At 64.8% G+C, this 25193-nt stretch carries 20 protein-coding genes; 9 read left to right on the top strand and 11 right to left on the bottom strand.

Annotated elements, in window-relative coordinates:
- Positions 1 to 76: 76 nt before the first annotated feature.
- Positions 77 to 961, bottom strand: coding sequence for an NAD-dependent epimerase/dehydratase family protein (locus M1D40_RS15240; RefSeq protein WP_461169371.1), 885 nt, complete (start codon positions 959 to 961; stop codon positions 77 to 79).
- Between the two features lie 192 nt (positions 962 to 1153).
- Here M1D40_RS15240 and M1D40_RS15235 point away from each other — a divergent pair, with 192 nt between their 5' ends.
- Positions 1154 to 2701 (top strand): LTA synthase family protein, encoded by a 1548-nt coding sequence (locus tag M1D40_RS15235; protein ID WP_461169370.1) that lies wholly within the window; start codon positions 1154 to 1156, stop codon positions 2699 to 2701.
- Between the two features lie 210 nt (positions 2702 to 2911).
- On the opposite strand, the gene M1D40_RS15230 is transcribed toward M1D40_RS15235, so the two are convergent.
- Positions 2912 to 4318, bottom strand: coding sequence for an amino acid permease (locus M1D40_RS15230; RefSeq protein WP_461169369.1), 1407 nt, complete (start codon positions 4316 to 4318; stop codon positions 2912 to 2914).
- Positions 4319 to 4636: 318 nt separating this feature from the next.
- On the opposite strand from M1D40_RS15230, the gene hisC reads away from it, so the two are divergent.
- The 3 genes from hisC to M1D40_RS15215 all read left to right on the top strand — a co-directional run bounded on the left by hisC (position 4637) and on the right by M1D40_RS15215 (position 9264).
- Positions 4637 to 5722, top strand: coding sequence for a histidinol-phosphate transaminase (gene hisC / locus M1D40_RS15225; RefSeq protein WP_461169368.1), 1086 nt, complete (start codon positions 4637 to 4639; stop codon positions 5720 to 5722).
- A gap of 15 nt (positions 5723 to 5737) precedes the next feature.
- Positions 5738 to 7405 (top strand): thiamine pyrophosphate-binding protein, encoded by a 1668-nt coding sequence (locus tag M1D40_RS15220; protein ID WP_461169367.1) that lies wholly within the window; start codon positions 5738 to 5740, stop codon positions 7403 to 7405.
- Positions 7406 to 7551: 146 nt separating this feature from the next.
- A complete protein-coding gene (locus M1D40_RS15215) occupies positions 7552 to 9264 on the top strand; it encodes a thiamine pyrophosphate-dependent enzyme (protein ID WP_461169366.1) in 1713 nt (570 codons plus the stop codon).
- A gap of 933 nt (positions 9265 to 10197) precedes the next feature.
- Here the strand turns inward: M1D40_RS15215 and M1D40_RS15210 are convergent.
- Positions 10198 to 11142 (bottom strand): hypothetical protein, encoded by a 945-nt coding sequence (locus tag M1D40_RS15210; RefSeq protein ID WP_461169365.1) that lies wholly within the window; start codon positions 11140 to 11142, stop codon positions 10198 to 10200.
- Between the two features lie 380 nt (positions 11143 to 11522).
- Here M1D40_RS15210 and menD point away from each other — a divergent pair, with 380 nt between their 5' ends.
- Both menD and M1D40_RS15200 read left to right on the top strand, forming a co-directional pair.
- Complete coding sequence (gene menD / locus M1D40_RS15205; protein WP_461169364.1) at positions 11523 to 13268, top strand: 2-succinyl-5-enolpyruvyl-6-hydroxy-3-cyclohexene-1-carboxylic-acid synthase; 1746 nt, start codon at positions 11523 to 11525, stop codon at positions 13266 to 13268.
- A 229-nt stretch (positions 13269 to 13497) separates the two neighbouring features.
- Positions 13498 to 15147, top strand: coding sequence for an HNH endonuclease signature motif containing protein (locus tag M1D40_RS15200; RefSeq protein ID WP_461169363.1), 1650 nt, complete (start codon positions 13498 to 13500; stop codon positions 15145 to 15147).
- A 188-nt stretch (positions 15148 to 15335) separates the two neighbouring features.
- On the opposite strand, the gene M1D40_RS15195 is transcribed toward M1D40_RS15200, so the two are convergent.
- From M1D40_RS15195 to M1D40_RS15175, 5 genes are all read right to left on the bottom strand, one after another.
- On the bottom strand, positions 15336 to 16109 hold the full coding sequence (locus M1D40_RS15195) for an amino acid ABC transporter ATP-binding protein (protein WP_341393263.1): 774 nt from the start codon (positions 16107 to 16109) through the stop codon (positions 15336 to 15338).
- 5 nt (positions 16110 to 16114) lie between these two features.
- A complete protein-coding gene (locus M1D40_RS15190) occupies positions 16115 to 16900 on the bottom strand; it encodes an amino acid ABC transporter permease (RefSeq protein ID WP_341393264.1) in 786 nt (261 codons plus the stop codon).
- A gap of 88 nt (positions 16901 to 16988) precedes the next feature.
- A complete protein-coding gene (locus M1D40_RS15185; RefSeq protein WP_341393265.1) occupies positions 16989 to 17777 on the bottom strand; it encodes a transporter substrate-binding domain-containing protein in 789 nt (262 codons plus the stop codon).
- Positions 17778 to 17922: 145 nt separating this feature from the next.
- On the bottom strand, positions 17923 to 18717 hold the full coding sequence (locus M1D40_RS15180; RefSeq protein ID WP_461169362.1) for a basic amino acid ABC transporter substrate-binding protein: 795 nt from the start codon (positions 18715 to 18717) through the stop codon (positions 17923 to 17925).
- Positions 18718 to 18873: 156 nt separating this feature from the next.
- Positions 18874 to 20193, bottom strand: coding sequence for an isochorismate synthase (locus tag M1D40_RS15175; RefSeq protein WP_461169361.1), 1320 nt, complete (start codon positions 20191 to 20193; stop codon positions 18874 to 18876).
- Between the two features lie 164 nt (positions 20194 to 20357).
- Between M1D40_RS15175 and M1D40_RS15170 the strand changes: the two genes are divergently transcribed.
- The 3 genes from M1D40_RS15170 to M1D40_RS15160 are packed head-to-tail and all read left to right on the top strand — an operon-like array spanning position 20358 to position 23470.
- A complete protein-coding gene (locus M1D40_RS15170; RefSeq protein WP_341393267.1) occupies positions 20358 to 21065 on the top strand; it encodes a demethylmenaquinone methyltransferase in 708 nt (235 codons plus the stop codon).
- Positions 21066 to 22412, top strand: a complete 1347-nt coding sequence (locus M1D40_RS15165; RefSeq protein ID WP_461169360.1) for a geranylgeranyl reductase family protein — start codon at positions 21066 to 21068, stop codon at positions 22410 to 22412. It begins immediately after the preceding gene.
- Entirely contained in the window at positions 22409 to 23470 is a 1062-nt protein-coding gene (locus tag M1D40_RS15160) for a polyprenyl synthetase family protein (RefSeq protein WP_461169359.1), read from the top strand. The genes M1D40_RS15165 and M1D40_RS15160 overlap by 4 nt, the downstream gene beginning before the upstream one ends.
- Here the strand turns inward: M1D40_RS15160 and M1D40_RS15155 are convergent.
- From M1D40_RS15155 to M1D40_RS15145, 3 genes are read right to left on the bottom strand one after another with little or no spacing between them, the layout of a single operon-like run.
- The gene (locus M1D40_RS15155; protein ID WP_341393270.1) at positions 23467 to 23994 is read right to left on the bottom strand and encodes an HIT family protein; all 528 of its coding nucleotides are present in this window, start codon (positions 23992 to 23994) and stop codon (positions 23467 to 23469) included. The two genes, M1D40_RS15160 and M1D40_RS15155, sit on opposite strands and share 4 nt — an antisense overlap.
- A 10-nt stretch (positions 23995 to 24004) precedes the next feature.
- Positions 24005 to 24430, bottom strand: coding sequence for a hypothetical protein (locus M1D40_RS15150; protein ID WP_461169358.1), 426 nt, complete (start codon positions 24428 to 24430; stop codon positions 24005 to 24007).
- Positions 24431 to 24487: 57 nt separating this feature from the next.
- On the bottom strand, positions 24488 to 25120 hold the full coding sequence (locus M1D40_RS15145; RefSeq protein ID WP_341393272.1) for a putative glycolipid-binding domain-containing protein: 633 nt from the start codon (positions 25118 to 25120) through the stop codon (positions 24488 to 24490).
- Between the last annotated feature and the right edge of the window lie 73 nt (positions 25121 to 25193).

The raw sequence follows: 25193 nt of genomic DNA, 5'->3' as shown, positions 1-25193 counted from the left end.
ACAGCGTTTCCGGCAACAGCGTTTCCCGGAACGGCGGGGACCTAACGGGCAGAGCCCCCGCCGTTGACCGTCCGGACTACTTTCTGAGCGCTTTGCCTTCAGCATCCAAGTAGTCGCGCCAGGACCGTTTCGGCTGCCAGCCGAGCATCCTGCGGGCTTTGGCGCTCGAAATCCCCGAGGCGTCCGGCCGGTCCAGGCTGCGCAGCTCGATCTGGTCTCCGTAGTGCTTTGCCAGGACTTCGGCAAAGTTGTGGCCGCCCACATTGTCGGGCGAGGCGATGTAGAAGACCTCATGCCCGGGCAGGCCTGATTCGGTGGCGAGGACAATGGCGTCGGCCAGGTCATAGACATCGACGTAGCTCCACAAATTGGCGCTCAGTTCCGAGCTGTCCCGGATCTGGGGGCCGAGATTCAGCTCGTAATTGCCTTCAAACTGCACCCAGCTGGGCCGGATGGAGATGCACCGGATGTCGGACCGTGCCACTGCGGCGTCCATGAGCTGCTCGCCGAAATGCTTGGACAGGGCGTAGGGGTCCTGGGGATGGATCGGATGGTCCTCGTCCACGGGCGCGTATTCGGGAAGGAAGTCGCGTTCGGGAAAGAAGAACCCCGGCACGGTTTCACTGGAGATGTAAACGAAGCGCTTGACGCCGAAGCGGACGGCGGCTTCCAGAATGTTGAACGTGGACATGAGGTTGTTCTGGAAGACGACATGCGGAGGGTTGCCGGTGGGCTCCGGAATGGCAGCCACATGCACCACTGCCTCCGCTCCTCGGACGACGGCGTAGGCCTCGCCCGCGTCGCTGAGGTCGGCCTTCATGTAGCGGGGTGCTCCCGGAAGCTTGCGCTCGAACCCGGGCTGCGAGAGGTCAGTAGTCATGACGTCGTGCCCGGCGTCCATCATGGCCCGGGTGACGGCGCGGCCTACTTTTCCGTGGGCGCCGGTGATGAGGACTTTCATAATTCTCCTTGGGTCGGTGCAGTCGGCGGCAGGAGCGGCCCGGCCATTTCCTGCTGTGGACAACGCGTTACTACCGGATGAACGGCGGTTGAACGGGTAGCATGACGTTACTAGTCTTCTGTCCGCCCGAGAAACGGGCTGGATGTCAAGGGTGTTCAGCAAATATGCGGCACCCGGAACGCGAGGTGTGCCATGTCAGGCCGGATTCTGCACGTGACCCGACGGGTCGGCGGCGTGATGGGACGTATCCTCTTATACGTCCTGATCTGGGCCGGGCTGGCACTGCTCATCGCTGCGATCGGCATCCGTTTCTTCTGGGGCGAGATATCCGTAAACCAGATGCTCCTCAACCTCGTTTCGGTGGAAACCGACGGCGGGGGAGGGTCCATCGTGTGGATGGGCATTCTGGGGATCGGCGTCGTGCCCCTGCTCATCACCCTGGCGATAGCCTTCGGACACCATATGCTCCGCCGCAGGCGCCGCCGCAGCGGAGAGGACCTCCGTTCCCGCCGCTCGCCGTGGATCGTGCGCACCGTTGCCACCGTCCTGGTGGGAGCAGTGGTCATTGGCGGCACCACGGCTTTCGCCACCACTGTAGGCGTGGGTGACTACATCAAGGCGGCAAAGTCTCCGTACAACATCGGCGACTACTACGTGGAGCCGACCGTCACCGGCAGCGAGCAAAAGCGCAACCTCGTGCTGATCTACCTCGAGTCCGGCGAGCAAACCCTTGCGGATGACCAGCTCTTTGAAAAGGACGCTTTTCTCCCCCTCAAAGAGGCCACCAGTGCCGCCGACGGCTGGCAGAGCGTGCAGGATTTCCGGCAGTATGACGGCGGAGGCTGGACCATGGCCGGCTTCGTCTCAACGCAGTGCGGCGTACCGTTGAAGGGCGTGGGCTCCGGTGGCAGCAGTAATTCGCGCGAGCTCGACGACGACGGCGACACCTACCTGGGCGGGGCAACCTGCCTCGGTGACGTCCTGGAAGACCAGGGCTACAAGAATGTTTTCCTGGGCGGCGCCAACTCCTCCTTCGCCGCCAAAGACACCTTCCTGAGTACGCACGGCTATTCCGAGCAAAAGGGCCTGGATGACTGGCGCGCCGCCGGTGAACCGGAATCGAGCTTCCGCAGCGACTGGGGCCTGAGCGACGAACGCCTCATGGCCAACGCGAAGGAAACGCTCGATGAGCTGCACGCCGAGTCGAAAGAGACCGGCCAGCCCTTCAACCTCTCCCTCCTGACGCTGGACACCCACGAGCCGGTCCACGTGTACGACTACTGCGACGTGGACACGCAGAACAACGTGACGTCCGTGTTTTCCTGCTCGATGACCCAGGTGGCCGGATTCGTGGACTACATGAAGGAAATGGGGTACCTCGAGGACACCGCAGTGGTGATCATGGGGGACCACCTCAAGCACATGAGCGCCGGCGACGCTTTCCACGAGCAGCTGGACCACCACGGCAACCGCACCATCTTCAACCGAATCTGGATTCCGGGCCAGGAGACGCCCGGCCCGCTGCGCCCCGGCATCGACCAGCTGAGCATGTACCCCACCATCCTTGAGGCCGCGGGCCTGACCGTGCAGGATCACGCCGCCGGACTGGGCGTGTCAGCCTTTGCCCCGGAAGTCCCCGGTGATTCAGCGCAGGCCATGGACCCGAGTGTCTATCGGGAATTGCTGGACTCGCTTTCTCCGCGGTTCTACGCGGAGGCGTGGATCGGCAATCGCGGGTAGTAGCTCGGGGGGAGCAGGTCAGGCGGAGCAGCTCCGGAGCGTCAAACCGAGATGAGCCGGTTTAGGGCCCGCCATCTGCGCGATAGATCCCGCCAGCACGCGCCATCTGCGCGATAGATGCCAACCGGCCGCCGCCCGGGCGGCTGCAGTGTGTGCAGCAGCGCGGACGGCGGCCGGTGGCGGGCAGACGGTGCTCCTAGCCTCCTGGAGCTAGACGTTGACCCTGAGTGCCTGGCGTTCCCGGGAGTTCCTCGCGATTTTGCAGGCAACGGCGATGCACACCGTGAGCGCAACGGTGGACAGCAGCTGAGTCCTGGCGGCGGCATCGAAGCAGGCCAGCACGAGAATGGCTGCGAGCATCACGATCCCGGCGAGGGACACGTACGGGAAGCCCCGCATTTTCAGCTTGAGGGCCTCTCCGGCACGGTCGGCCCTGCGGCGGAGGACAAACTGGGACAGCAGGACCGAGGCCCAGACGAGAAGCACGGTTGACCCCACAACGTTCAGCAGCGCGGGCAGGATCCGGTCGGGGAAGAACAGTTCCAGCATGGTGGACACCACTCCCACGGCGACCGAGATGATGACGGCGAGGAAGGGAGCCTTGGCCTTGTTGAGCCGCAGCAGCCCCTTGGGGGCATCGCCGCGCTCGGCCAGCGAGTACACCATCCGGGAGGCGCCGTACAGGTTGGCGTTGAGTGCCGACAGCAAGGCAAGGGCTGCCACGAGGACGATGGCGGTTTCCGCACCCGGAATCCGGGCGGAGGCCAGGACTGCGGCGAAGGGAGAGCTGAGCTCTTCGGAGTCCCAGGGAATGACGGTCACGATGATCGCCACGGAGCCGATGTAAAAGACCAAAATCCGCCAGACGACAGTCCGGATGGCCTTGCCTACGCTGCGGACGGGATCGGCGGTTTCTGCAGCGGCGACGCTCACGATTTCCGTACCGCCAAAGGCGAAGATCACCACGAGCAGTGCCGAGGCGATGCCTGCCCATCCGGTCGGAGCAAAACCGCCGTTATCAAACAGGTTCGTCAGCCCGGGCGAAGTGACGTTGGGCAGCCAGCCCATGATCAGGGCGGCGCCGATAGCGAGGAATGCGACAATGGCCGCGACCTTCAGGATCGCGAACCAGAATTCGAATTCGCCGTAGTTTTTGACGCCCGTGACGTTGATGAGTGAGAAGACGCCAATAAAGAACAGGGCCATCAGCCACACCGGCACGTCCGGGAACACACTTGCCAGGAGTCCGGCAGCACCGATGGCTTCAGCGGCAATGACGACAACGAGCTGGAACCACCAGAGCCAGCCGACGGCCGATCCGGCCGTCTTTCCGAACGCCTTCTCCGTATAGACGGAGAAGGCACCCGTGCTGGGGTTGGCCGCGGCCAATTCGCCCAGGGCCTGCATCACGATGATGACAAGGGTGCCGGCCACGAGATAGGAAATCAGCACGGCAGGTCCCGCTGCCTGTACGCCGACCCCCGATCCGAGGAACAATCCGGCGCCGATGGCGCTGCCCAGCCCCATCATGGTCAGCTGGCGGGAATTCATCGACCGTCCCAGACCGGGCCGCGGCGCGCGGAGCACCCCGGGGGTTGTCGTATCAGCAGTCTTCATGCGGATGCCTCACAAGCGTCGGGAGGCGGACGAGCTCCGCCTCGAAAAAAACAGGATTGCCGGCGGCGCCGCGGGTCCGTGGAAAAGACCAGCGCCTGGCACCTCGCCGTGACGCTAGTCACAAAATACCTGCGGAGCAAATTGAGGGACAAAAACTAGACACTTTGTACATAAAACGATGGTGTCGGGGACCTTCCGGCAGGCAACCTGTTACCTGTTTGCTGTGCAGCTTGTTTATGTGACAAATCTTACTTAGCCTCTTCCGGAGCGCGCTGACGCTGCACGTTTCCTTCAGTTTCCGGCTCCCAGGAGAACCCCATGAACATTCCGCACCGCGCCGGACTCGAAAATTTTCCGCCCTACCGCCAGGGAAAAACTCCGGCCGACATTGATGGTTTGAAGGCTTTCAAACTCTCGTCGAACGAGAATCCGTACCCGCCGCTGCCCTCCGTGATGGAAGCAGTGGCCGGTGCCGTCTCGAGTATCAACCTCTATCCGGACATGGCTGCCGGGGACCTCGCCGCCGCCATCGCCGAGCGCTGGCAGGTGTCGCCGGAGAACATTGCTCTCGGCGCTGGTTCCGTGGAAGTTGCCAGCCAGATCATCCTCGCCGTGACCAACCCGGGCGAGAAGGTGATGTTCGCGTGGCGTTCCTTTGAGGCCTATCCGCTCCTGGTGACCACGGCCGGGGCGGCGCCGCAGCCCATCGCGCTGACTGCCGAGGGCGGACACGACCTGCCCGCCATGGCCGCCGCCGTTACCCCGGAGACCCGGGTGGTCTTCCTCTGCAACCCGAACAACCCCACCGGAACCGTTCTCGGCGCCGCCGAGGTCGACACCTTCATCCGGTCCGTCCCTGCGGATGTCCTTGTGGTGCTGGATGAGGCGTACGTTCACTTCAACCGCGACGCCGACACCGCCGTCGGGGTCGATATGTTCCGCAAGTACCCCAACGTTGCCGTTCTGCACACGTTCTCCAAGGCCTACGGGCTGGCCGGACTGCGTCTTGGCTATGCCATTGCGTCGCCGGAGCTGGCCACCACGCTGCGCAAGGTGGCAGTTCCGTTTGGTGTCACTTCCCTGGCCCAGCAGGCCGGGCTGGCCTCCCTGCAGGCCGAAGACGAGCTGCAGGAGCGGATCGACCTCCTCGTCACTGAACGCGGCCGTGTGCACGCAGCACTGCTGGAGGCCGGGCTGCCGGTGCTGCCCTCCGAAGCGAACTTTCTCTGGCTCGACAGCGGGGAGCGGACCGGAGCACTGGCCGCACTCTTTGAAGAGAGCGCGCTGTCTGTCCGCGTTTTCCCGGACGAAGGCATCCGCATCACCATCGGCAGTCCTGAGGCGAACGACAGGATCCTGGACGTAGCCCGGCACGCAGCCGCCCTGCTGGCACCCCTGCACTGAAATAGGACCACAGACATGACAGAGCACCTGAACGTATCCGACGTCGTCGCCGAAGTATGCGCGCGGCACGCCGAAGTTGTTTTCGGCCTGATGGGCAACGGCAACGCATTTTTCACCAGCAACCTCACCGCCCGGGGCCTGCCGTATATCAGCGCCCGGCATGAAGCCGGAACGGTGGCCATGGCTGATGCCTACTACCGGGCCTCGGGAAAGATTGCCGTGGCCACCGTGACGTACGGAGCAGGCTTCACCAACTCGCTGACTGCGCTGACCGAGGCTGCCAAGGCCCGGACCCCCATGGTGCTGGTTGTGGGCGAGGCTCCGACAACCGGGCCCCGCCCGTGGGACATCGACCAGCTGATGGTCGCCCGGGGACTGGGAGTCTCAACACTCACCGTCTCGGCGGCAAACGCCGAACGCCTCACTGAAGAGGCCTGGTTCACGGCACGGCACGAGCGGCGACCCGTCATCGTATCCATTCCCTACGACCTCTCCAACGAGGCCGCCGGACCGCAGGAACCGGCAGCGCAGCTGCAGCCGGCCGCCCCGACGGCACCGGACGCCGCCGTCGTCGAGCACGTCGCAGCGCTGCTGAACCGCGCCAAGCGGCCCCTGATCCTGGCCGGAAACGGCTCCGTAATCTCGGGAGCAGGTACGGCGCTGGTGGAACTGGGTGACAAAATCGGAGCCCTGTTTGCCACCTCCGTCATGGCCCGCAATTCCCTCGATACGCCCTGGGACCTCGGCATCGCCGGCGGATTCGCGCGGACGGCTCCGCTGGAACTGATGCGGTCGGCGGACCTCGTCCTTGTTGCCGGTGCCAGCCTGAATGCCTTCCAGACCCGCTACGGTTCCCTCTTCGCGGACGACGCCGCCGTCATCCAGATTGATGAGCTCGACGCCGCCACCAACCCCCGGGTCTCCTGCTTCGTTTCCGCGGACGCCAGGGAAACGGCGCTGGCCCTCGCCGCTGCGGTTACTGCGGTCGACGGCGGATGGCGGACCCTGCACCCCGAGGTAACCGCTCCGTCGTTCGCGGCGGACCGGCCCGCTGACGAGTTCGCTGCCGACGGGCGGCTGAACCCGCGCACCGTCGCCCAGCAGCTCGACCACATCCTGCCGATTGAACGCACCATCGTTCAGGACGGCGGGCACTTCTGCGGGTGGATACCCATGTACTGCCAGGCTCCGGACCCGCAGGGCCTGATGATGGTGGGCACTGCCTTCCAATCGATCGGCCTGGGCATTCCGGCGGCGGTCGGGGCGGCTGTGGCCCGCCCGGACCGGACCACGGTGCTCATTGCCGGCGACGGCGGAGCCCTGATGGCACTGGCCGACCTCGAATCGGCCGTCCGTGCCATCCCGAGCGGAGTAATGGTGGTGTTCAACGACGCAGCCTACGGGGCCGAGGTTCACCAGTATGCCGCCCGGGGCCTCGACGATACGGCCATGCAGATTCCCGAAGTGGATTTCAGTGCCCTGGGCATCGCGATGGGCGCGCAGGGTGTGAAGATGCGCTCCCTCGCCGACCTGCAGGTGCTGAAAAACTGGCTCGCTGCCGGTGCGCAGGGACTCTTTGTGCTCGACGTGGCTGTCACCCAGAGCGAAGTTGCCGACTATATGCGCGAAAGCATGGCTCCCATCCTTGCCGCGGATGCAGCCGCCCGCGCGGAGCGGGGCTAAGCGCCGTCGTCATACTTCGCCGTATAACAGCCCGGTGCGGTTAGTATGATCCCACCTCAGACCAAGCAGGTGCTTTGCTGAGGATATCTAACGGTCGTTGACGGTTTGACGGCGCATTGATGTATCCGAGCAACGAAAGTGAATAGATGACAACGACGTCAGGGCTGCCTCAGGCATCCTCCTTTTCCCGCGTGCCAGCTCCCGCCGCGGCGGCAGCCAACGCCCCCGCAACCAAGTCCGCCGGCCACGTCATTGTTGACTCGCTGGCTGCCCACGGGGTGGAACGGACCTATGTGGTGCCCGGCGAGAGCTTTTTGGACGTGCTGGACGGACTGCACCGGTCGGCCATTGAAACCGTTGTGTGCCGGCACGAAGGCGGGGCCGCCTACATGGCCGAGGCCGCGGGCAAGATGCAGCAGCTGCCGGGCATCGCCATGGTCACCCGCGGGCCGGGTGCGGCCAACGCGCACGTCGGCCTGCACACGGCCTGGCAGGACTCCACGCCCATGGTGCTCTTTGTGGGCCTGATCCCGTTCGAGCACCGGGACCGCGAGGCGTTTCAGGAATTCGATATCAAAGCCTGGTTCGATACGGGCGCCAAACGGGTGATGGTCCTGGACCACCCCGAGCGGGCGTCCGAAATCGTGGCTGAAGCCATCTTCGCCGCCATGAGCGGCCGCCCGGGACCCGTCGTCGTCGGGCTCCCCGAAGACATCATCCGGCAGGAAATCAGTGCCGTTCTGCACCCGCCGATTCCCGTTGCGCCGGGCGGCATGACCGTTACGGACTGGAAGGCGCTGAAGGCTGCACTGAAGGAAGCCGAAAAGCCGCTGTTTGTCACCGGCGGCAACGACTGGACCCAGGAGGGCGCAGACGCCCTGACCCGGTGGCTGGAAGAGCACCACCTCCCCGCCGCCGCGGAATGGCGCTGTGAAGGCACCGTGCCGTTCGACTCGCCTTCCTACGTAGGACCGATCGGGTACGGCCGGCCGAAGCCGACCTATGACCTGCTCGAGGAGACCGACCTGCTGGTTTTTGTCGGCACCGTGCCCGGCGACGTGATCACTGACGGGTTCCTGGTCCGCCAGGACTGGACCAATAAGAACTTCCTGGTCACCATTGACCCCTCGATGCGCGGCCGGTCCGGCCCGGTTTCCTATCAGATCGTCGCCAAGCCTGACGTGTTTGTCCGGGACCTGGTGTTGATGGACCTGCCGGTCAAGGACGAGTGGAAGGCCTGGACCTCGCGCATGCGCCGCGAACAGGAGATGTTCTCCGCTCTGCCGCCGGCCGGCCCGGGGGACGGACCGGCACGGATGGATACCCTGATGGCGCATCTGGTGCCGACGCTGCCGGACGACGCCATGATCACCCTGGGCGCAGGCGAGCACACCAACTGGGCCCACCGCTATTTCCCCACCAAGCGGTACGCCTCCATGGTCAGCGCCCGCAACGGTTCCATGGGCTACTCCGTTCCTTCGGCGGTCGCGGCGTCACTGACCTACCCGGGCCGGCGTGTGGTGACCATTGCCGGCGACGGCGAGTTCCTGATGAACGGACAGGAACTGGCCACCGCGGCCCAGTACGGGGCCACCCCTCTGGTGATCGTGATGGACAACCAGGAGTACGGCACCATCCGCACCCACCAGGAACGCCATTATCCGGACCGGGTCTCCGGCACCCAGCTGAAAAACCCCGAGTTTGCGCTGATGGCCCAGGCCTTTGGCGGCTTCGGCATCAAAGTGGAGCACGACGCCGATGTTCCCGCCGCTGTTGAGGCTGCGCTCCGTGCCATCGACGAGGACAGGACCTTCGCGCTCATTCACCTGGTTGTGGAGCAGCGGGTTCGGGCCTACTAAAGGACACTGGGGGGGCGGGCACCCAGCCGCACCGGCCGACCGCGACGAGGTGACGGCCCGTGCCGAGTTGCTCGGTGCCCGGGTTTGATCAACGGAGCAGCCGAGTTGGTCTGCGTGGCACTGATCTGCGCACCCCGAGGCCTGGAAGTGCCCGAGCAGCATCCGGCGCATCCGCCGCCAGGGCCGTCATCAGCATCGGTGCCGTGGACGGGTACGCCACCGAACACTACGCCGCCAAAGCCGGCACCTAGATGACCTTTGGAAACCGGCCACAAAGTGGCATTCGTGATAACTCCGTCTCACCGGGCGTGGTGCCGTGACCGGGCGAGCTGGTGATTCAACCTCACCATTCCCAGGTACCAGGGAGTGGTGCATCGTTCACGGGGGAGAGTATTTGACGGCCAGGCGCTTCGAACAGGTTACCCACGCAGATCTGAGCGCAAGCTGACCCTTGTTTTGTGTGGAACTTGAAAGGACTGGTCTTGGAGAAAAAGTGTGTACTGCATCCACCATAGAGCTCGTCCAAACCTTGTCATCAGAAGCGTCAAAGAGTAGACGGCCACTGCAGACGCGGCGCTACTATGCGAACGGTCAATGGCGAGTGCCACGAGCGGTGCAACAGCAGTAAGCAAATTGGAACTAATGATGCTCATCCAATTTCGACGCAGCTCAAGCGAATATACTTGAACCACTCTAGACATGAGGATGTTGCCAGATTGGTACGTCATGGAGCAGATGAACGTTGAGGCTGCCATAGCTAGGCCTGAGATCGCCGCGATGCCCGCGTAGATCGTCGGGCGGGAGGCCTCAGGAACGGTGACTAGCTCAGCCACCAAGAAGTGCCAGACGAAGACTGCAGCAACGGGAATAATCTGATCCACCACCGGGCGTGCGGCGAGGAAATCCCGTACCGAGAATTGTGCTCTGGCCATGTCAGTCGGTTCCCTCCAAGATGGATTTCACCTTAGTCTCCATCTCGGCACTGACATCGCCAAGGGCTTGAAGGAGTTCTGAAAACTGGTGGCTCTCGCTACCGAGCTTGTCGATCTCAAAATCAGCGGCAAGATTGTGCTCGACTAAGGAAAGTTCCTCCTCGATGCCATCAGGCATCAGGGCCTTCGCCTTGGCGTTGCTGCCTTTTCCGGCGAGGGTCTGCAGGTCGGTCATGAGGAGGTCTAGCATCTTCTGTTTGACCGACGTATTCCGAGCAGCTGGCTTGAGTTTCACCTCTATGCTGATCTCAACATCGCCGCCGACCCGCTGCGCGATCCGCTCCCCGAAGGAGACAACTCCGGAGCTCTCCGTGTCCATGTTGAACAGGTTCCTCGACGTATTGAACCTCGACGAAAACTCTACGAGACCTTTTGCCTGGCGGAGTTTCCGAATCTCATCATCGTCTACCATTGGTTCCGTTTTCCAGTATGCGCCCTTTTGTTCGGGTGGAAGGAACTCGTCGAGGAAGTGCGCAATCTGGTTCGCCCTGGGCGCCATTGTGTTTCCAAGGGCAACTGCGAAAGCGTTTCCTACTGGTAAAAAACAGACCGCTGTAGAGTTTGCGAACCGTTCAGGGGAAAGGTCATCTTCTTCATCGGTGGTAACGGTTGCTTTCATAAAGTCGGCGATTTTGCCGGCCTTGCTGTTAATCGTGCTCATGAAGTCAGGGTTGATTGGCTTGTGCATGCCGAGAAGAATCCCAGCACTCAGCAATGAAGCAGGTTCATAGATGATGTCGCCAACGGTGCGGTCTTCCAGGCTGAGGCCCGCCACGCGCTGGAGAAGATCAGCCCAATCTTGCTCCCCGGGGTCACGCCTGGCCCCGTCTTGCAAGATATATGCCCGGTGAAACCCTGCGTGTTTAGTTTTCTTCTCTTGCACCACGTGAGCAAACCCCCGGTCGTCGCTGATCGGCGATCCCAGAAGCGAATTCCTCGCCGCAGGCGGACGGCGCCGAACGCTCAATCCTATATGTACAGACACTAAAGTGTAGGGCCGGCTGCCGCTTCCTTCTTTCAGGCCTGCTTTTTTGTAAGTTCCATAGCGGCTCCGGTCCTCACACTGGCGACGTAGCGTATTTTATACTGAGCCCGGGCGGCAACGTCTGTCGTGGAATGGGGCATCGGAAAGACGTTTGAGCTGCGCTGGTTCGCACCGGAGTGGAACCGCGAGAACCAAGCTCACTCGGCGAGGGTATCGGACGCGTTAGGACCAATAGAGCCATCAGCTCCTGCAGACCCAAGGTCGAACCCTAGGATAGAACGGTGACAGGATCTTCGAAAACTCCCAGCCCGTCCTCCGCCGCAGGCTCCGCTGAGCCGGAAGCGGGAAGCAACCTCAGCTCCCTGCAGGCCGCACGCTCCGCCGTCTCCGCACTGGTTGCAGCCGGGGTGACCGACGTCGTCGTTGCCCCCGGCTCGCGCAGCGCCCCGCTGGCCTACGCGCTGGCGGAAGCCGAAGTGCAGGGCCGGGTGACGGTGCACGTACGGATCGACGAGCGGGTTGCCGGCTTCACCGCCCTGGGCCTGGCCCGCGGCGGACACCGCCCGGCGGCCGTTGCCACCACCTCGGGCACCGCCGTGGGTGAACTGATGCCGGCAGTGATGGAAGCCCACCACGCCGGCGTGCCGCTCGTGGTGCTCTCCGCCGACCGGCCCGCGGAACTGCACGGCACCGGCGCCAACCAGACCACCGTCCAGCCCGGGATCTTCGCCGAGTTCCCCGCCGCCACTGCCGACATCCGCGCCGGGGACGATCCCGCCGGAGCCATCAGCGCCGCCTTTGACCGGGTCAGCGCCGGCAGCCCGGCAGGCCCGATCCACATCAACCTGCAGTTCCGCGAACCGCTGATCCCGCAGGACGGCGACACGGCCGGGCTGCCCGCAGGTGACGCAGGCGCCGCGGCCGCCCCGGACGCGGAACTGCCCGCCGACCCCGTGGCCACCGGCAGCGAAGCGGCAGTGCTCGCCAAGCACTCCGGCACCCGCCGCGCCGTCGTCATTGCCGGTGACGGCGCCGGTGAGATCGCCGCCCTGTTTGCCCGCCGCGCCGGACTGCCGCTGCTGGCCGAACCGTCCTCGAACGCCCGCTTCGGCCCGAACGCAATCGGCGCGTACCGGCTGCTGCTGGAGGAACTGGGCCCGGAGATTGAGCGGGTGGTGGTCTTCGGCCGGCCCACCCTGTCCCGTCCCGTGGCCGGGCTGCTCGCCCGCACAGACGTGGAGAAAGCAATCTACGTGCCGCGCCCGGTCAACTGGTTCACCGCCGGACGGCGCCCCGAAACCATCATCACCGACCTGGCCGGGCTGTTCGACTTTGCCGGCGAAGGCACGCCGGCCTGGCTGGAACGCTGGCAGACCGCCTCCGCCGCGGCCATGGCAGCCGTTTCCTCGCTGCTCGACGCGCAGAGTGAACTGAACGGCCTGCACGTCGCCGACCTGGTCTGGGACCACACCGACGGCAACCTGGTGCTCGGCTCTTCCAACCCGATCCGGGACATGGACCTGGTGGCGGCCCCTGACTGGCATCCGCTGGACGTCTACGCCAACCGCGGCCTGGCCGGCATTGACGGCACCATTGCCACGGCGGCCGGCATCGCGCTGGCCAACGGCATTCCCACCCGGGTGCTGCTGGGTGACCTGACCTTCCTGCACGACGCCGGCGCCCTCCTTCTGGGCCCCGGGGAACCGGAGCCGGACCTGCAGCTGGTGGTGCTGAACGACGGCGGCGGCGGCATCTTCTCCACCCTCGAGCACGGGGCGCTGGGCGAGCGGGCGGAGTACACCGCCGTCGTCGAGCGCTTTTTCGGTACCCCGCACACCGTGGACATCTCGGCGCTGGCCGCTGCCTACGGGGTGCCGCACCGGCTGGTCCGCACGGCGGATGAGCTCGACGCCGCACTGGACGCTCCCGTTGCCGGCCGTTCCATCCTGGAGGTTCCGGTGCGCCGGGATTCCCTGCGGGAGCTGCACACGAAGGTCAGGCAAGCCGTGCAGAAGGTGCTCGCCTAGTCCAGGCGGGCTCGTCCGGGGGCGTTCCATTGCTGCCGCAGCTGCCTCTGTCACTGGACCAGTCTCCTCCGCCGGTGGGACCGCTGAGCGGTGGCTGAGTATTAGGACAATCGAGCAAGTGATGCCGCTGAAAAGACGGGTATTTGGAAGGTCCAAAACGGGCCTGTTTTGACCCGTTTTGGACCTTATTCGAAGCGGAAATGTCAGAGGCGGGTGAAAGCCTGAAGTCATGGATCAGCACCGGAGAAATCCCGGCACGGAGGCCGGACCTGAACAGGCTGCGGAACCCCGCAGTCTGGCGGTCTATGAGGCCGAGCTGGTCCCTGCCGCTGTCTCCACCGACAGTCCTGTGGCAGCATCTGACGGCGTCGCCAGCGAAGGCCCCGTAGCAGCGGCCACATCCACCGAACATCCGGCCGAACGGGTCTCCGCTGCCGAACCAGCCTCCGCATACCGGGACGGGTTCACCGGGTCGCTGGCACTGCATGGTGTCGAGGTCCTGGACGATGAAGCAGCAGGTGCCGTCCTCTCGCATCTGGATCACCTGATCCGGTGGGCGCAGGCGCAGCAGGCCAAGGTCCTTCACCGGATCGAGACCGTCTACCGGGAGGACATTCGCTCCGCGACCGGCAAACTCGACCCCAAGCTGGCCTTCAGCCTCGCTGCCTCGGAAGCGGCAACGATCCTGCAGCTGCCGTATAACACCGGGAAACGGCTCATGGTCGAGGCCGGAACCCTGTGCCAGACCCATGCCGCCACGCTGGCGAAGTTGCAGGACGGCGGAATCAGTTACGGACATGTCCAGACAGCGCTGGAACAATCGGTCGGTGTGCCGGGCCCGGCGCTGTCCGCCTTCGAAGCGAAGCTACTGGAGATGGCGGACGGGCAAACCCGGCCCCAGTTCGCTATTCGCGCCCGCCGGCTGCGCGAGAAGCAGTACCCCGAGACCATTGTCGAGCGGCAAAATATTGCGTTCGAGCAGCGGAAGGTGTGTCTGGAACCCGGTCAGGACGGGATGTCCTGGCTTTCAGCGTTGCTGCCTGCGGAGAAGGCGCAAGTAATCTTCACCCAGCTGTGCCAGGCGGCCCGGGGTGAGCAGGCCGCCGGGGATCCGCGCACGGTGGATCAGTTGCGTGCGGACATTCTGCAGGATCTGCTGCTCAATGGCGGCTACACCTGCGGCGGCGAAACTTCGGAAGAGGAAGCCAGATCACCCAAGCGTTCCGGTACCACCGAGGGATCCGGTACCACCTGCGCCGGCGGCGGACTCAAAGCCCGGGGAGAGATCCTGGTGCTGATCACCGCCGAAACCCTCTTCGGCGCAGACGACCAGCCCGCCGAACTGCACGGGTACGGGCCGATCAGTCCGCAGACCGCCCGCCGAATGGCCCGCGAGGCAGCGAAATGGACACTGGTGGAGCGGGAACCGGACACCGAGGAAATCCTCCGCGTGGGCCGAAGACGGAAAGTCCCCTCCGGACTCAAGCGTTGGCTGCGGGCGCGCGATGGAACCTGCCGGTTCCCGGGGTGCCGGTCCAACGCGGTTATCTGCGAAATCGACCACACCAAACCCTGGGCCCAGGGCGGCGCCACCGACCACGACAACCTCGAGCATCTCTGCCGGCGGCACCACATGTTCAAAACCGAGGGCTTCTGGAAGGCCCGACAACCCGAGCCCGGCATCATCGCGTGGACGTCACCCGGCGGCCGGACCTACCGGACCGAACCGCACTTCTCCCTTGCCTCCGATGCTTCCGATGCTTCCGATGCCGAGCAACCTCCCGGACCTCCCCATCGGGTCCAACCGCATTTCCCGATCCCGAACGTGCCCGAGAGCGACGGCCCGGATGACTACGGCGCAGATCCACCGCCGTTCTAGGTGCCTTTCCCCGTTCATGTCCGACCCCGTCGTACGAAGCGGCAGCCCGCCCCGGGAACCGCACTACCTCGATGTCCTGGATGAAGAAGCCGCCGTTGCCTGGGCATACTCAGCGCAGCGCAGACCCGGCCAAAACAAAAGCAGCCATCCCGCACCGAAGTACGGGATGGCTGCTGCGGCAGGAAGGCCTAGAGCACCTTGGAGAGGAACTCGCGGGTTCGCGGGTGCTGCGGGTTGTCCAGCACGTCGCTCGGGCGGCCCTGCTCGACAACGACGCCGCCGTCCATGAAGACCACGCGGTCGCCGACTTCACGGGCAAAGCCGATCTCGTGGGTCACCACCATCATGGTCATGCCTTCTTCAGCCAGGTTGCGCATGACGGCGAGCACGTCGCCCACGAGCTCGGGGTCAAGGGCGGAGGTGGGTTCGTCAAAGAGCATCATGTCCGGATCCATGGACAGCGCCCGGGCAATGGCCACGCGCTGCTGCTGGCCGCCGGAAAGCTGGGCGGGGAACGCGTCGCCGCGGTCGCCCAGGCCCACCTTGGCCAGGTTCTTCCGGGCAACTTCCTCGGCCTCGGCCTTGCCGCGCTTTTTGGCGCGACGCTGGGCCAGCGTGAGGTTCTTCAGCACGTTCAGGTGCGGGAAGAGGTTGAACTGCTGGAACACAATGCCGATCCGGGTGCGGACCTTGTCCAGGTCCGTCTCGGGATCGGTGATGTCTACGCCCTCCACCAGGATGGTGCCGCTGGTGGGCTCCTCCAGGCGGTTGACGCAGCGCAGCAGGGTGGACTTGCCGGAACCGGACGGGCCGATCACGCAGACGACTTCACCCTGGTCCACGTGGAAGTCGATGCCCTTGAGGACCTCATTGGAGCCGAAGCTCTTGTGCAGGTTCCGCACCTGGATGGCGGGGACGGCGGTGTTGGCGGCGGCGGGGGAGCTGGATGCTGCAGTGCTCATGGCAGTCACCGGCCTCTCTGGTTGTGGCGTTCAAGCTTGGCCACCAGCTGCGTCAGCGGCAGCGTGATGATGAGGTACATCAGGGCAGCCAGCACCAGCGGAGTGGCGTTGGCGTTCTGCGAGACGGCATCGCGGGCAAACGTGGTGAGTTCGCGGTCCGCCAGCGCCATGCCGGCGATGAACAGCAGCGAGGTGTCCTTGATCAGGATCACCAGCTCGTTGGTCAGCGGGGGAGTGATGATGCGAAAGGCCTGCGGCAGGGTCACGGAGACCATGGTCCAGGCCGGGCCCATGCCCAGCGAGCGGGCGGCTTCAATCTGGCCGGGAGGAACCGCCTGGATGCCGGCGCGGATGGTCTCGGCGATGTACGCGGCGGACACCACGATCAGGGCGATCAGGCCGGCGCCGGCATTGCCGCCCGGCGGACGCCAGGAGAACGCGATCGGCACTGCGAAGGCAAAGGCGAAGATCACCAGCAGGGCCGGCAGGCCGCGGAAGATTTCGATGTACGCGGTGGCAGCCCAGCGGTAGGGTGCCACCGGGGAGAGCTTCATCAGGGCCAGGATCAGGCCCAGCAGCAGACCGCCGGCAAAGGCGATGGCCGTGTAGATGATGGTGTTCTTCGCGGCCACCGTGATGATGGTCGGGAAGGCCTCCTTTGCCACTTCGGGGTCAAAGAAGTTCACCCCGATGGCTTTCCAGTCCGCAAGCAGGACTACGGCCAGAACGACCAGGATAAAGACGGCATACAGGCTGCCCCGGAAGAGGCGTCTGCGGGTGGAGGGTTTCAAGGTGGAGCCTTCCGCGGAAGATATGTGTGGCGCCGTCCCGGATTGGATCGCAACCCGGGACGGCGGAACGTTCAGTGCTTGTCAGTGCTTATTCAGCAAAGTATTTGTCGTAGATCTCGGAGTACTTGCCGTTGTCCTGCAGTTCGGCCAGCTGGGCGTTGACCTCTTCGATCAGGGCAGCGTTTTCCTTCTTGGAGGCGAAGCCGTAGGACTCGTCCGTTTCGTATTCCTCCACGATGTCGTAGCCGCCCTCCTTCGTGTGGGAGGTATTCACCGCGATGTCCTGCAGGATGGCGTCAATGCTTCCGCCCTGGATGGCCTGGAACAGTTCGCCGTCGCCGGGGTATTCAATGATTTCGGCGTCTTTGACGTTTTCCTGCGCATAAGCGGCACCCGTGGTGGTCTGCTGCACGCCAACCCGCTTGCCGGCCAGATCATCAATGCTCTTGATGTCTGAGCCTTCCGGAACCATCAGGGTCTGCAGGGAGTCGTAGTACGGGTCACTGAACAGCAGCTTTTCTGCGCGCTCGGGCGTGATGGTGACGGCGCTGGCGCTCAGATCGCACATTCCGGCGCTGACGGCGGTACCGCCCTGAATAGCCTCAAAGCCCTGTTGCTGGATTTCCGTCTCGAGTCCCATGCCCGCAGCGATTTCCCGAATAAGGTCAATGTCGAAACCGGTGTATTCCCCGTCTTCGACATACTCGAACGGCACGTACGGAATTTCAGAGCAAACCGTCAGGGTTCCTTCCGAGACCAGGCCAAGTTCGGAACCGGAACCGGCGTCGGCGGACGAATCGTCCCCGCCGCAGGAGGTCAGTGCCAGGGCGCCCAGAGTCACTGCGGCAAGGGCGGTTCTGCGTGCTTTTGTCAGCATGGATCTATAACCTTTTCGTGGACGGAGCCAGTGGCGATTGCCCCTTCATAAACAGATGAAAGCAATCTAGATTCTACGCACGTCTGAATTCCGCGGGGGTATCGACGGCGGAGCCTCGGCCGGGCAACCGGTCCGCGCGCGGGCGTTATTCGGTGAAGTACTTGTCGTAAAGCTCGGTGTACTTTCCATTCTCGCGCATGGCGGCGAGCTGCTTGTTGACCTCTTCAACCAGCTTCTCGCTGCCTTCCTTCTTCATCGCCAGGCCGTACGCCTCACCGGTGGGGTAAGTGGCCGCGATCGTAAAGGAATCACCGTCGGTGTGGGTAAGGTTCACGGGCAGGTCCTGCAGCACCGCGTCGATGTTGCCGGCCTGTAGCGCCTGGAAGAGTTCGGCGTCGGTCTGGTAGGCAATGACCTCGGTGTCGGAGGGTGCATTGTCGCGGGCATAGGTTTCACCCGTGGTGCCCTGCTGGATGCCAATCTTCTTCCCGCCCATGTCCTCCAGCGACTTAGCCGTGGAATCGGCCGACACCAGCAGCGACTGCAGTGAGTCGTAGTAGGGGTCGGAGAACGCCAGGTTCTTTTCGCGTTCGGGGGTGATGGAGACAGCCGCCGCAATCAGGTCACACTGGTTGGCGGCGAGAACGGTGCCGCTCTGCAGGCCGTCGAAGCTGGCGTTCTGGACTTCCAGCTCCAGTCCCATCCCCGCAGCAATTTCCCGGGTGAGGTCCATGTCGAAGCCGGTGTACTCCCCGTCGTCGCCCACGTATTCAAAGGGCTCAAACGGAACGTTGGAGCAAACGGTCAGTGCACCCTCGTTGACCAGAGGGATTCCGGACTCCGTTTCCGCCGTCCCGCCGCCGCCGCCGCTGCAGGCAGTTGCGGTCAGGGCGCCGAGAGCCAGAACGGCTGCAAGGGCGGTGCGTGCTTTGTTCAGCATGGAAAGAACCTCAGATCGGAAAAAGACGGAACCGGTTCCGGCGAACCGGAGCGCATCAGGGCCTGCATAATTATGCATGCTCACTCAATTATACGCACTCCGGGGAGGTGCTTTTACACGTCTTGGATCACACGGTCAAGGGTTGGTTCCGGGCGCCTAGGGCCACTGGACGGCGCCGGCGGCCCGGTCCAGCTCCAGCGCTTCAAGCATGGGCCGGAACTTACTCCAGGTCTCCGCCAGCTCCGCGGCGGGGTTGGAACCGGCAACAATGCCGCAGCCTGCATACAGGCGGACGGTGCGGGGATCCTCAATAACGGCACCGCGCAGGGCGATGCCCCATTCGCCGTTGCCGTCAGCATCCATCCAGCCCACCGGGCCGGCGTACGGCCCCCGGTCCATGTGTTCAAGCTCGCTGATCAGCTCACCGGCAACGCTCGTCGGGAACCCGCACACGGCTGCGGTGGGATGCAGTGCTTCCACCAGCGCCAGCGAGGTGGGGATCCCGCCGTCGGCCCCGGGGGCCAGATCAGCGGCGACGTCGGAGGCCAGGTGCCACACATTGGGCAGTTCCAGCACAAAGGGTTCGGTGTGCGAGGTCATCGAGGAAGTGAACGGTTCCAGCTGCCGGGTGAGCGAGTCGATGGCAATTTGATGCTCGTGGCGCTGCTTGTCGGATCCGGCGAGCACCCGCTGCGGGTAGTCCGGGTCATCGGCCGGCGCTGTGGCCCGGTCCAGCGTTCCGGCGAGCACCCGGGCGCGGGCTACACCGTTCTCCACCTTGATCAGCATTTCCGGAGTGGAACCGATCAGTCCGTCCACGGAATAGGTCCAGCAGCTGCGGTAGCGCAGGGCCAGCTCGCGCAGCACCTGTGCCGCGGAAACCGGTGATCCGAGCGACGCGACAATGTCGCGGGCCAGGACGATCTTGCTCAAGTCGCCGGCATTAATGTGCGCCACGGAGCGGGCGACGGCGTTCTTCCATTCCGCCTCGGTGAGGACGCCCGGAAGGATGCGGTCTTCGGGGTCCGGCTCGCGGGCCACGGGAACCTCGTCCAGATAGTGGGCCAGGGCCGTCTGTGCGGTGGCCAGGCTCAGCTCGGCGTCGGGGTCGGCGGTTGTCTGCGTGATCCAGGCGGCACCGTCGCGGCAGCCGACTATGATCTCCGGAACGATGAGCCGGGACTCAAAGGGGGAGCGCTTGGAGAAGCCGAAGGAGCCGAATGCGGCGAGTCCGCTGCCGGGAACCGTCAGGGGATTCTCAATGTCGGCGTCGTCGGCCAGCTTCAGCCACCACTGCTGCGCATCGGCAAACCGCTCCGGCCCGCTCGCGGTGAAACGGGCGCTTTCGCCAAAGCCCACCAGCCCCTCACCGCTGCGGATCCAGGCAAGCTGGTCATTGAGGACCAGATACTCCAGCAGCCCGATTGTGGCGGACAGCTCACCAATGGGCACGGTCAGGGAACGCAGGGTGGTCATAATGACTCCAGCCTACTCCCAGTCCGGATGTGCCGGAGGTTACCTGCAGCCCGCCGGCCCCGTACCTGCGGCCCGGGGCGGGCGGGCACTGCCCGGGCAGGTGAGGGACCAGACACAGCCGCCTCGGGTTCGGTCCCCTGCACATTCTTTGAGACAATGATCGAGTGAATCGCGCATCGTTGGATAAACGCCCGGATGAAGTCGCTGCCATGTTTGACGACGTGGCACCGAAATACGACGTCGTGAACGACGTGCTGTCCCTCGGGCAGACACGCCGCTGGCGCCGCATCGTGGTGGACGCCGTCGGCGCCTCGCCCGGTCAGCGGGTCCTGGACCTGGCCGCCGGTACCGGAACCTCCAGCGAGCCCTACGCCGACGCCGGCATCAACGTGGTGGCCTGCGACTTCTCCCTGGGCATGCTCAAGGTGGGCAAGCGCCGCCGCCCCGACATCGACTTTGTAGCCGGAGACGCCACCAACCTGCCGTTCGAGGACAACTCCTTTGACGCGTCCACCATCTCCTTCGGCCTGCGCAACGTGAATGAGCCGAAGAAGGCCCTCGCTGAAATGCTGCGCGTCACCAAGCCCGGCGGCCGCCTGGTCATCGCCGAGTTCTCCGCGCCCACCGTGCCCGTGTGGCGCACCATGTACACCGAGTACCTGATGCGTGCACTGCCGCCGATTGCCCGGAAGGTTGCGTCCAATCCCGACGCCTACGTCTACCTGGCCGAGTCCATCCGCGCCTGGCCCAATCAGGACGAACTGGCTGCCTGGGTCGCCGAATCCGGCTGGACCGACGTCGCCTACCGCAACCTCACCGGCGGCATCGTGGCCATTCACCGCGCTGTGAAGCCGGGGAGGACAGCCATCTAAGTGAGCGTCCTCATTGTCGGAGCCGGCCCCGCCGGTTCCACCGCGGCCTACCACCTTGCCCGGGCCGGAGTGGAAGTTACCGTCCTGGAAAAAACCTCGTTTCCGCGGGAAAAGGTCTGCGGCGACGGCCTTACTCCGCGTGCCGTCCGGGAAGTCCAGCTCCTGGATCTGCCCCACGACGAAGCCGACGGCTGGCGCCGGAACAAGGGACTACGCCTCATTGCCGCCGGCCGCACCCTTGAGCTGCCGTGGCCGGTGCTCTCGGATTTCCCCGACTACGGCCTGATCCGTACCCGTTTGGGCTTTGATGAAGCTCTGGCCCGTCATGCCGAGGCTGCCGGCGCCACCATCCTGGAACGCCATTCGGTTACCGCCGCGGTGCGCGACGACGCCGGCCGGGTCACCGGCGTGGTGGCCAACGTGCTCGACGACGCCGGCCGGCGCACGGGGGAGACCCGGGAGTTCTCCGCCGACGTCGTCCTGGCCGCTGACGGCAACTCCAGCCGCACCGCACTGAGCCTGGGCATCGAAAAGCGCGACGACCGGCCGCTGGGCGTGGCCGTGCGCACCTACTTCCAGAGTCCGCGCACCAACGATGACTGGATGGAAGGCTGGCTGGAACTTCCCGACGCCGCCGGAAATCCGCTGCCCGGCTACGGCTGGGTCTTCGGCGTAGGCGACGGAACCTCCAACGTGGGCCTGGGCATCCTGAACTCCTCCAAGGAATTCGGCAAGCTCGACTACCGCAAGGTGCTGCGGGAATGGACCGCGGGCATGCCCGCCGAGTGGGGGTTCAGCCCCGAGAACCAGGTGGGGGAAATCCGCGGTGCTGCCCTGCCGATGGGCTTCAACCGCACCCCGCACTACTCGCCGGGACTGCTCCTGCTCGGCGACGCCGGCGGCATGGTGTCCCCGTTCAACGGCGAGGGCATTTCCTACGCCATGGAATCCGCCCGGTTTGCCGCGGACTTCATAGTGGCCGCGGAAAGCGAAGCCCGCACACCGGGACTGCTCTCCGCCGACGCGGCCTTTGACCGCCGCCTCTCCGGCTACTCTGACCACATCCGCGCCGAATGGGGCAGCCACTTCACCCTGGGCAGGATCTTTGCGGGGCTGATCGGCAAACCGGCCATCATGAAGCTCGCGCTGCGCACCGGCATGCCGATTCCGGTGCTGATGCGGTTTGTGGTGCGAATGCTGGCCAACCTCACGGACCACAGCAGCAAGGGTTTGGAGGATAGAGTTATCGCCGTGCTGGAAGCCCTGGTTCCGGCCGCCTCGAATCAAGATGCAGGACCCAGCCAGCCGTCCAACCCGCTCCGACGAAAAGTTAGTCTAAAACCGTGACTGAATCCTCGAACACCAGCCCGGATAGTGCCGCCGACGAGGCCGCGCCTGTGCTGCCGGCCGGATTCGCGCTGATCGCCGAAGACCCGCAGCTGGGTCCTTCGATCGCTGCGTCCCTGGAACAGGTCGAAGCCGAACTCCTGGACGCGATTTCCAACTCCGATCCCTTCGCCAACGCCACCTCGCGCCACCTGGCCGAGGCAGGCGGCAAGCGGATCCGACCGCTCCTCGCGCTGCTGGCCTCGCATCTGGGCCCGGAGCCGACCAACGCCAAGGTGATCCAGTCCGCCGTCGTCGTCGAACTGACGCATCTGGCAACCCTGTACCACGACGACGTCATGGACTCCGCGCCGCTGCGCCGGGGCGCTCCCACCGCGCACGAGGTCTGGGGCAACTCGGTGGCGGTGCTGACCGGCGATCTGATTTTCGCCCGCGCGTCCTCCCTGGTGTCCGAACTTGGCGGCGAAGCGCTGGGCATTCAGGCCCGCACCTTTGAGCGGCTCTGCCTGGGCCAGCTGCACGAGACAGTGGGCCCCAACGACGGCCAGGATCCGCTGGAACACTACCTCTCCGTCATCTCCGGCAAGACGGCGTCGCTGATTGCCGCCTCCGGGCAGCTCGGCGCACTGTTCTCCGGCGCGACGCGCCAGGCGATCGACATCATGGTGGAGTACGGCGAGAAGGTCGGCACCGCCTTCCAGCTGGCCGACGACGTCATTGACGTGACCGGCCTCGAGGCCAAATCCGGCAAGACGCCGGGCACCGACCTGCGCGAAGGCGTTCCCACCCTGCCGGTGCTGCTGCTGCGGCGCAACGCCGCTGCCGGCGATGCGGAAGCCGCCGCCGTGCTGGATCTGGTGGACGGGGACCTGAGCTCGGACGACGCACTGGCCGCCGCCGTGGAAGCCCTGCGGGAAAACCCGGCAACCGCCGAAGCATGGGCAGTGGCCCGGCAGTGGTCCGACGAGGCCGTGGCGGTGCTGGAGCCGCTGCCTGAGTCCGTGGTGAAGCGGGCACTGGCCAGCTTCGCCCACGCAGTGGTGGAGCGGGACGTCTAGAGCCCGTACTCCGAGACGGTGAGGACTGACTTGAGTTCCCGGGCCTTCCGGGCGCGGACGGCCGGATCCACGATCGGGCGCTTGGGCGTGAAGTAAAGCCCGTCATTGTCCCAGCGGGGCAGCACATGCTGGTGGTAGTGCCAGACATGCTGGCTGCCGGCCGGCTCGTTGTGCTGCCGGGTGGTGACGCCGTCGGGCCGCCAGGCCTTTTTGATGGCCACCGCAATGTCGCGGGTGACAATCATCAGGCGGGCGGCGACGTCGTCGGGCAGTTCATACAGCAGCTCGAAATGCTCCCGGGGAGTCACCAGGACGTGCCCGGGCTCCGGATCGAAGCCGTGCGAGGCGATGAACGCCAGCACCAGCTCGTCCGAGTAGACCAGGTCCCCGGGCTCGCACAGGTTGCCCGGAGCCTTGAACTCCCCGGAGGCCATGTCACAGAACGGGCACTGGTAGTTTTCGGGTGCATGGCTGGGCCAGATGGCCTTCCGCGGCGCATCGCCAACCGTGCCGGGCTGCTGCATTCAGGGCTCCTTAGTTCGGATCTTCCTCAAAGACCCACTCAAACATGTCAAAGACGTATTCGCTGAAGGTTCCTTCTTCGCTCTGCCAGTCGCTACGGGCGTTGTTGCGCCGCCAGACGATCGGGTCGGGAACATCGAGCTGGTCCACGCGGAAACCCCAGGCAAACTTCTCGTCCTCGTCCTCGAGGAAGAGCAGGTAGCCGTCCTCGATTTCGAGTTCGTCCGGATCCCAGAAGAAGTGGAAGGCCTCCATGAGGTCCTCGTTGTTGCCCAGGGCGAGGTAGAACTCCCGCAGCACCAGGGGGATGGTGAAGTCGTGGGCGTCCAGCATTTCATTCAGGACGTCTGCAGGGATGCCGTCTTCTTCTTCGCGCCAGTCATCCTCAAGATACTTGGGGACCAGGGCTTTGAATTTGTCCAGGAACATTTGACTCAATGGGGTCTCCAAAATTGCGGGTGGTGTACTTCAATCCTAGCCGGGTGCGAAGGCCCCTCAGCGCACCCGCACAGCCAGGCGGGGATAGTTCAGCACGGCGCCGTCGGCATCCACGGTCAGCTCCGCGGTGAAGTCTCGGGTGGCCGAACTGTAGAGCACAACCCCGTACCCGCGGGCGTCGTCGTAGGCCGAAACCTGCGAGTAGACCTGGTTGCTGGGCAGCACCCGCAGGCTCGGCATTTCCACCCAGGCCATGGTGAGCGGGGTGTCGTCCACGGGCGCGGCGGAGTTCAGCAGGTCCAGGCGGAGGACGGGCATGGTGTTCGTCAGGGGGCACAGGGCCAGGTCCACATCCTGGGCGTTGTCCAGGGCGCGGGGGTCGGTGATTCCCGGGGCGGGGAGTCCGGCGTCGCCGGAGACTTCCGTTTCCGCGCTCCACTTCCCGTCGCTGGAGCGGGTGAGTTCAAGGGACCGCGACCAGCCGGGGGCCTGGACCTGAATGCTGAACCGGCGGGTGACCCAGCCGGTGGAAGTGGTGAGTGTCCATGTGGCGGTGTAGTCCTCCGTGACGGAAGTGCCCCCGGCAGCGAGTTCCCGCTCGCGGAAAGAGACAGCTGCGGTGTCCCGGCGTGCGGAGTTGTCCACGCCCTGCCAGCGGAAGATTCGGGCGGGCCGCACGCTGTTGTCCATCCCTACACCCTATGGTTCACGCCCGGCGCGCGGCAACGGCGGGTTTTGGGTGTCCGGCAGGTCTGGAGGTCCG

The organism is Arthrobacter sp. Z1-15, assembly GCF_054792395.1.
This window is presented reverse-complemented; position numbering and strand designations above follow the sequence as displayed.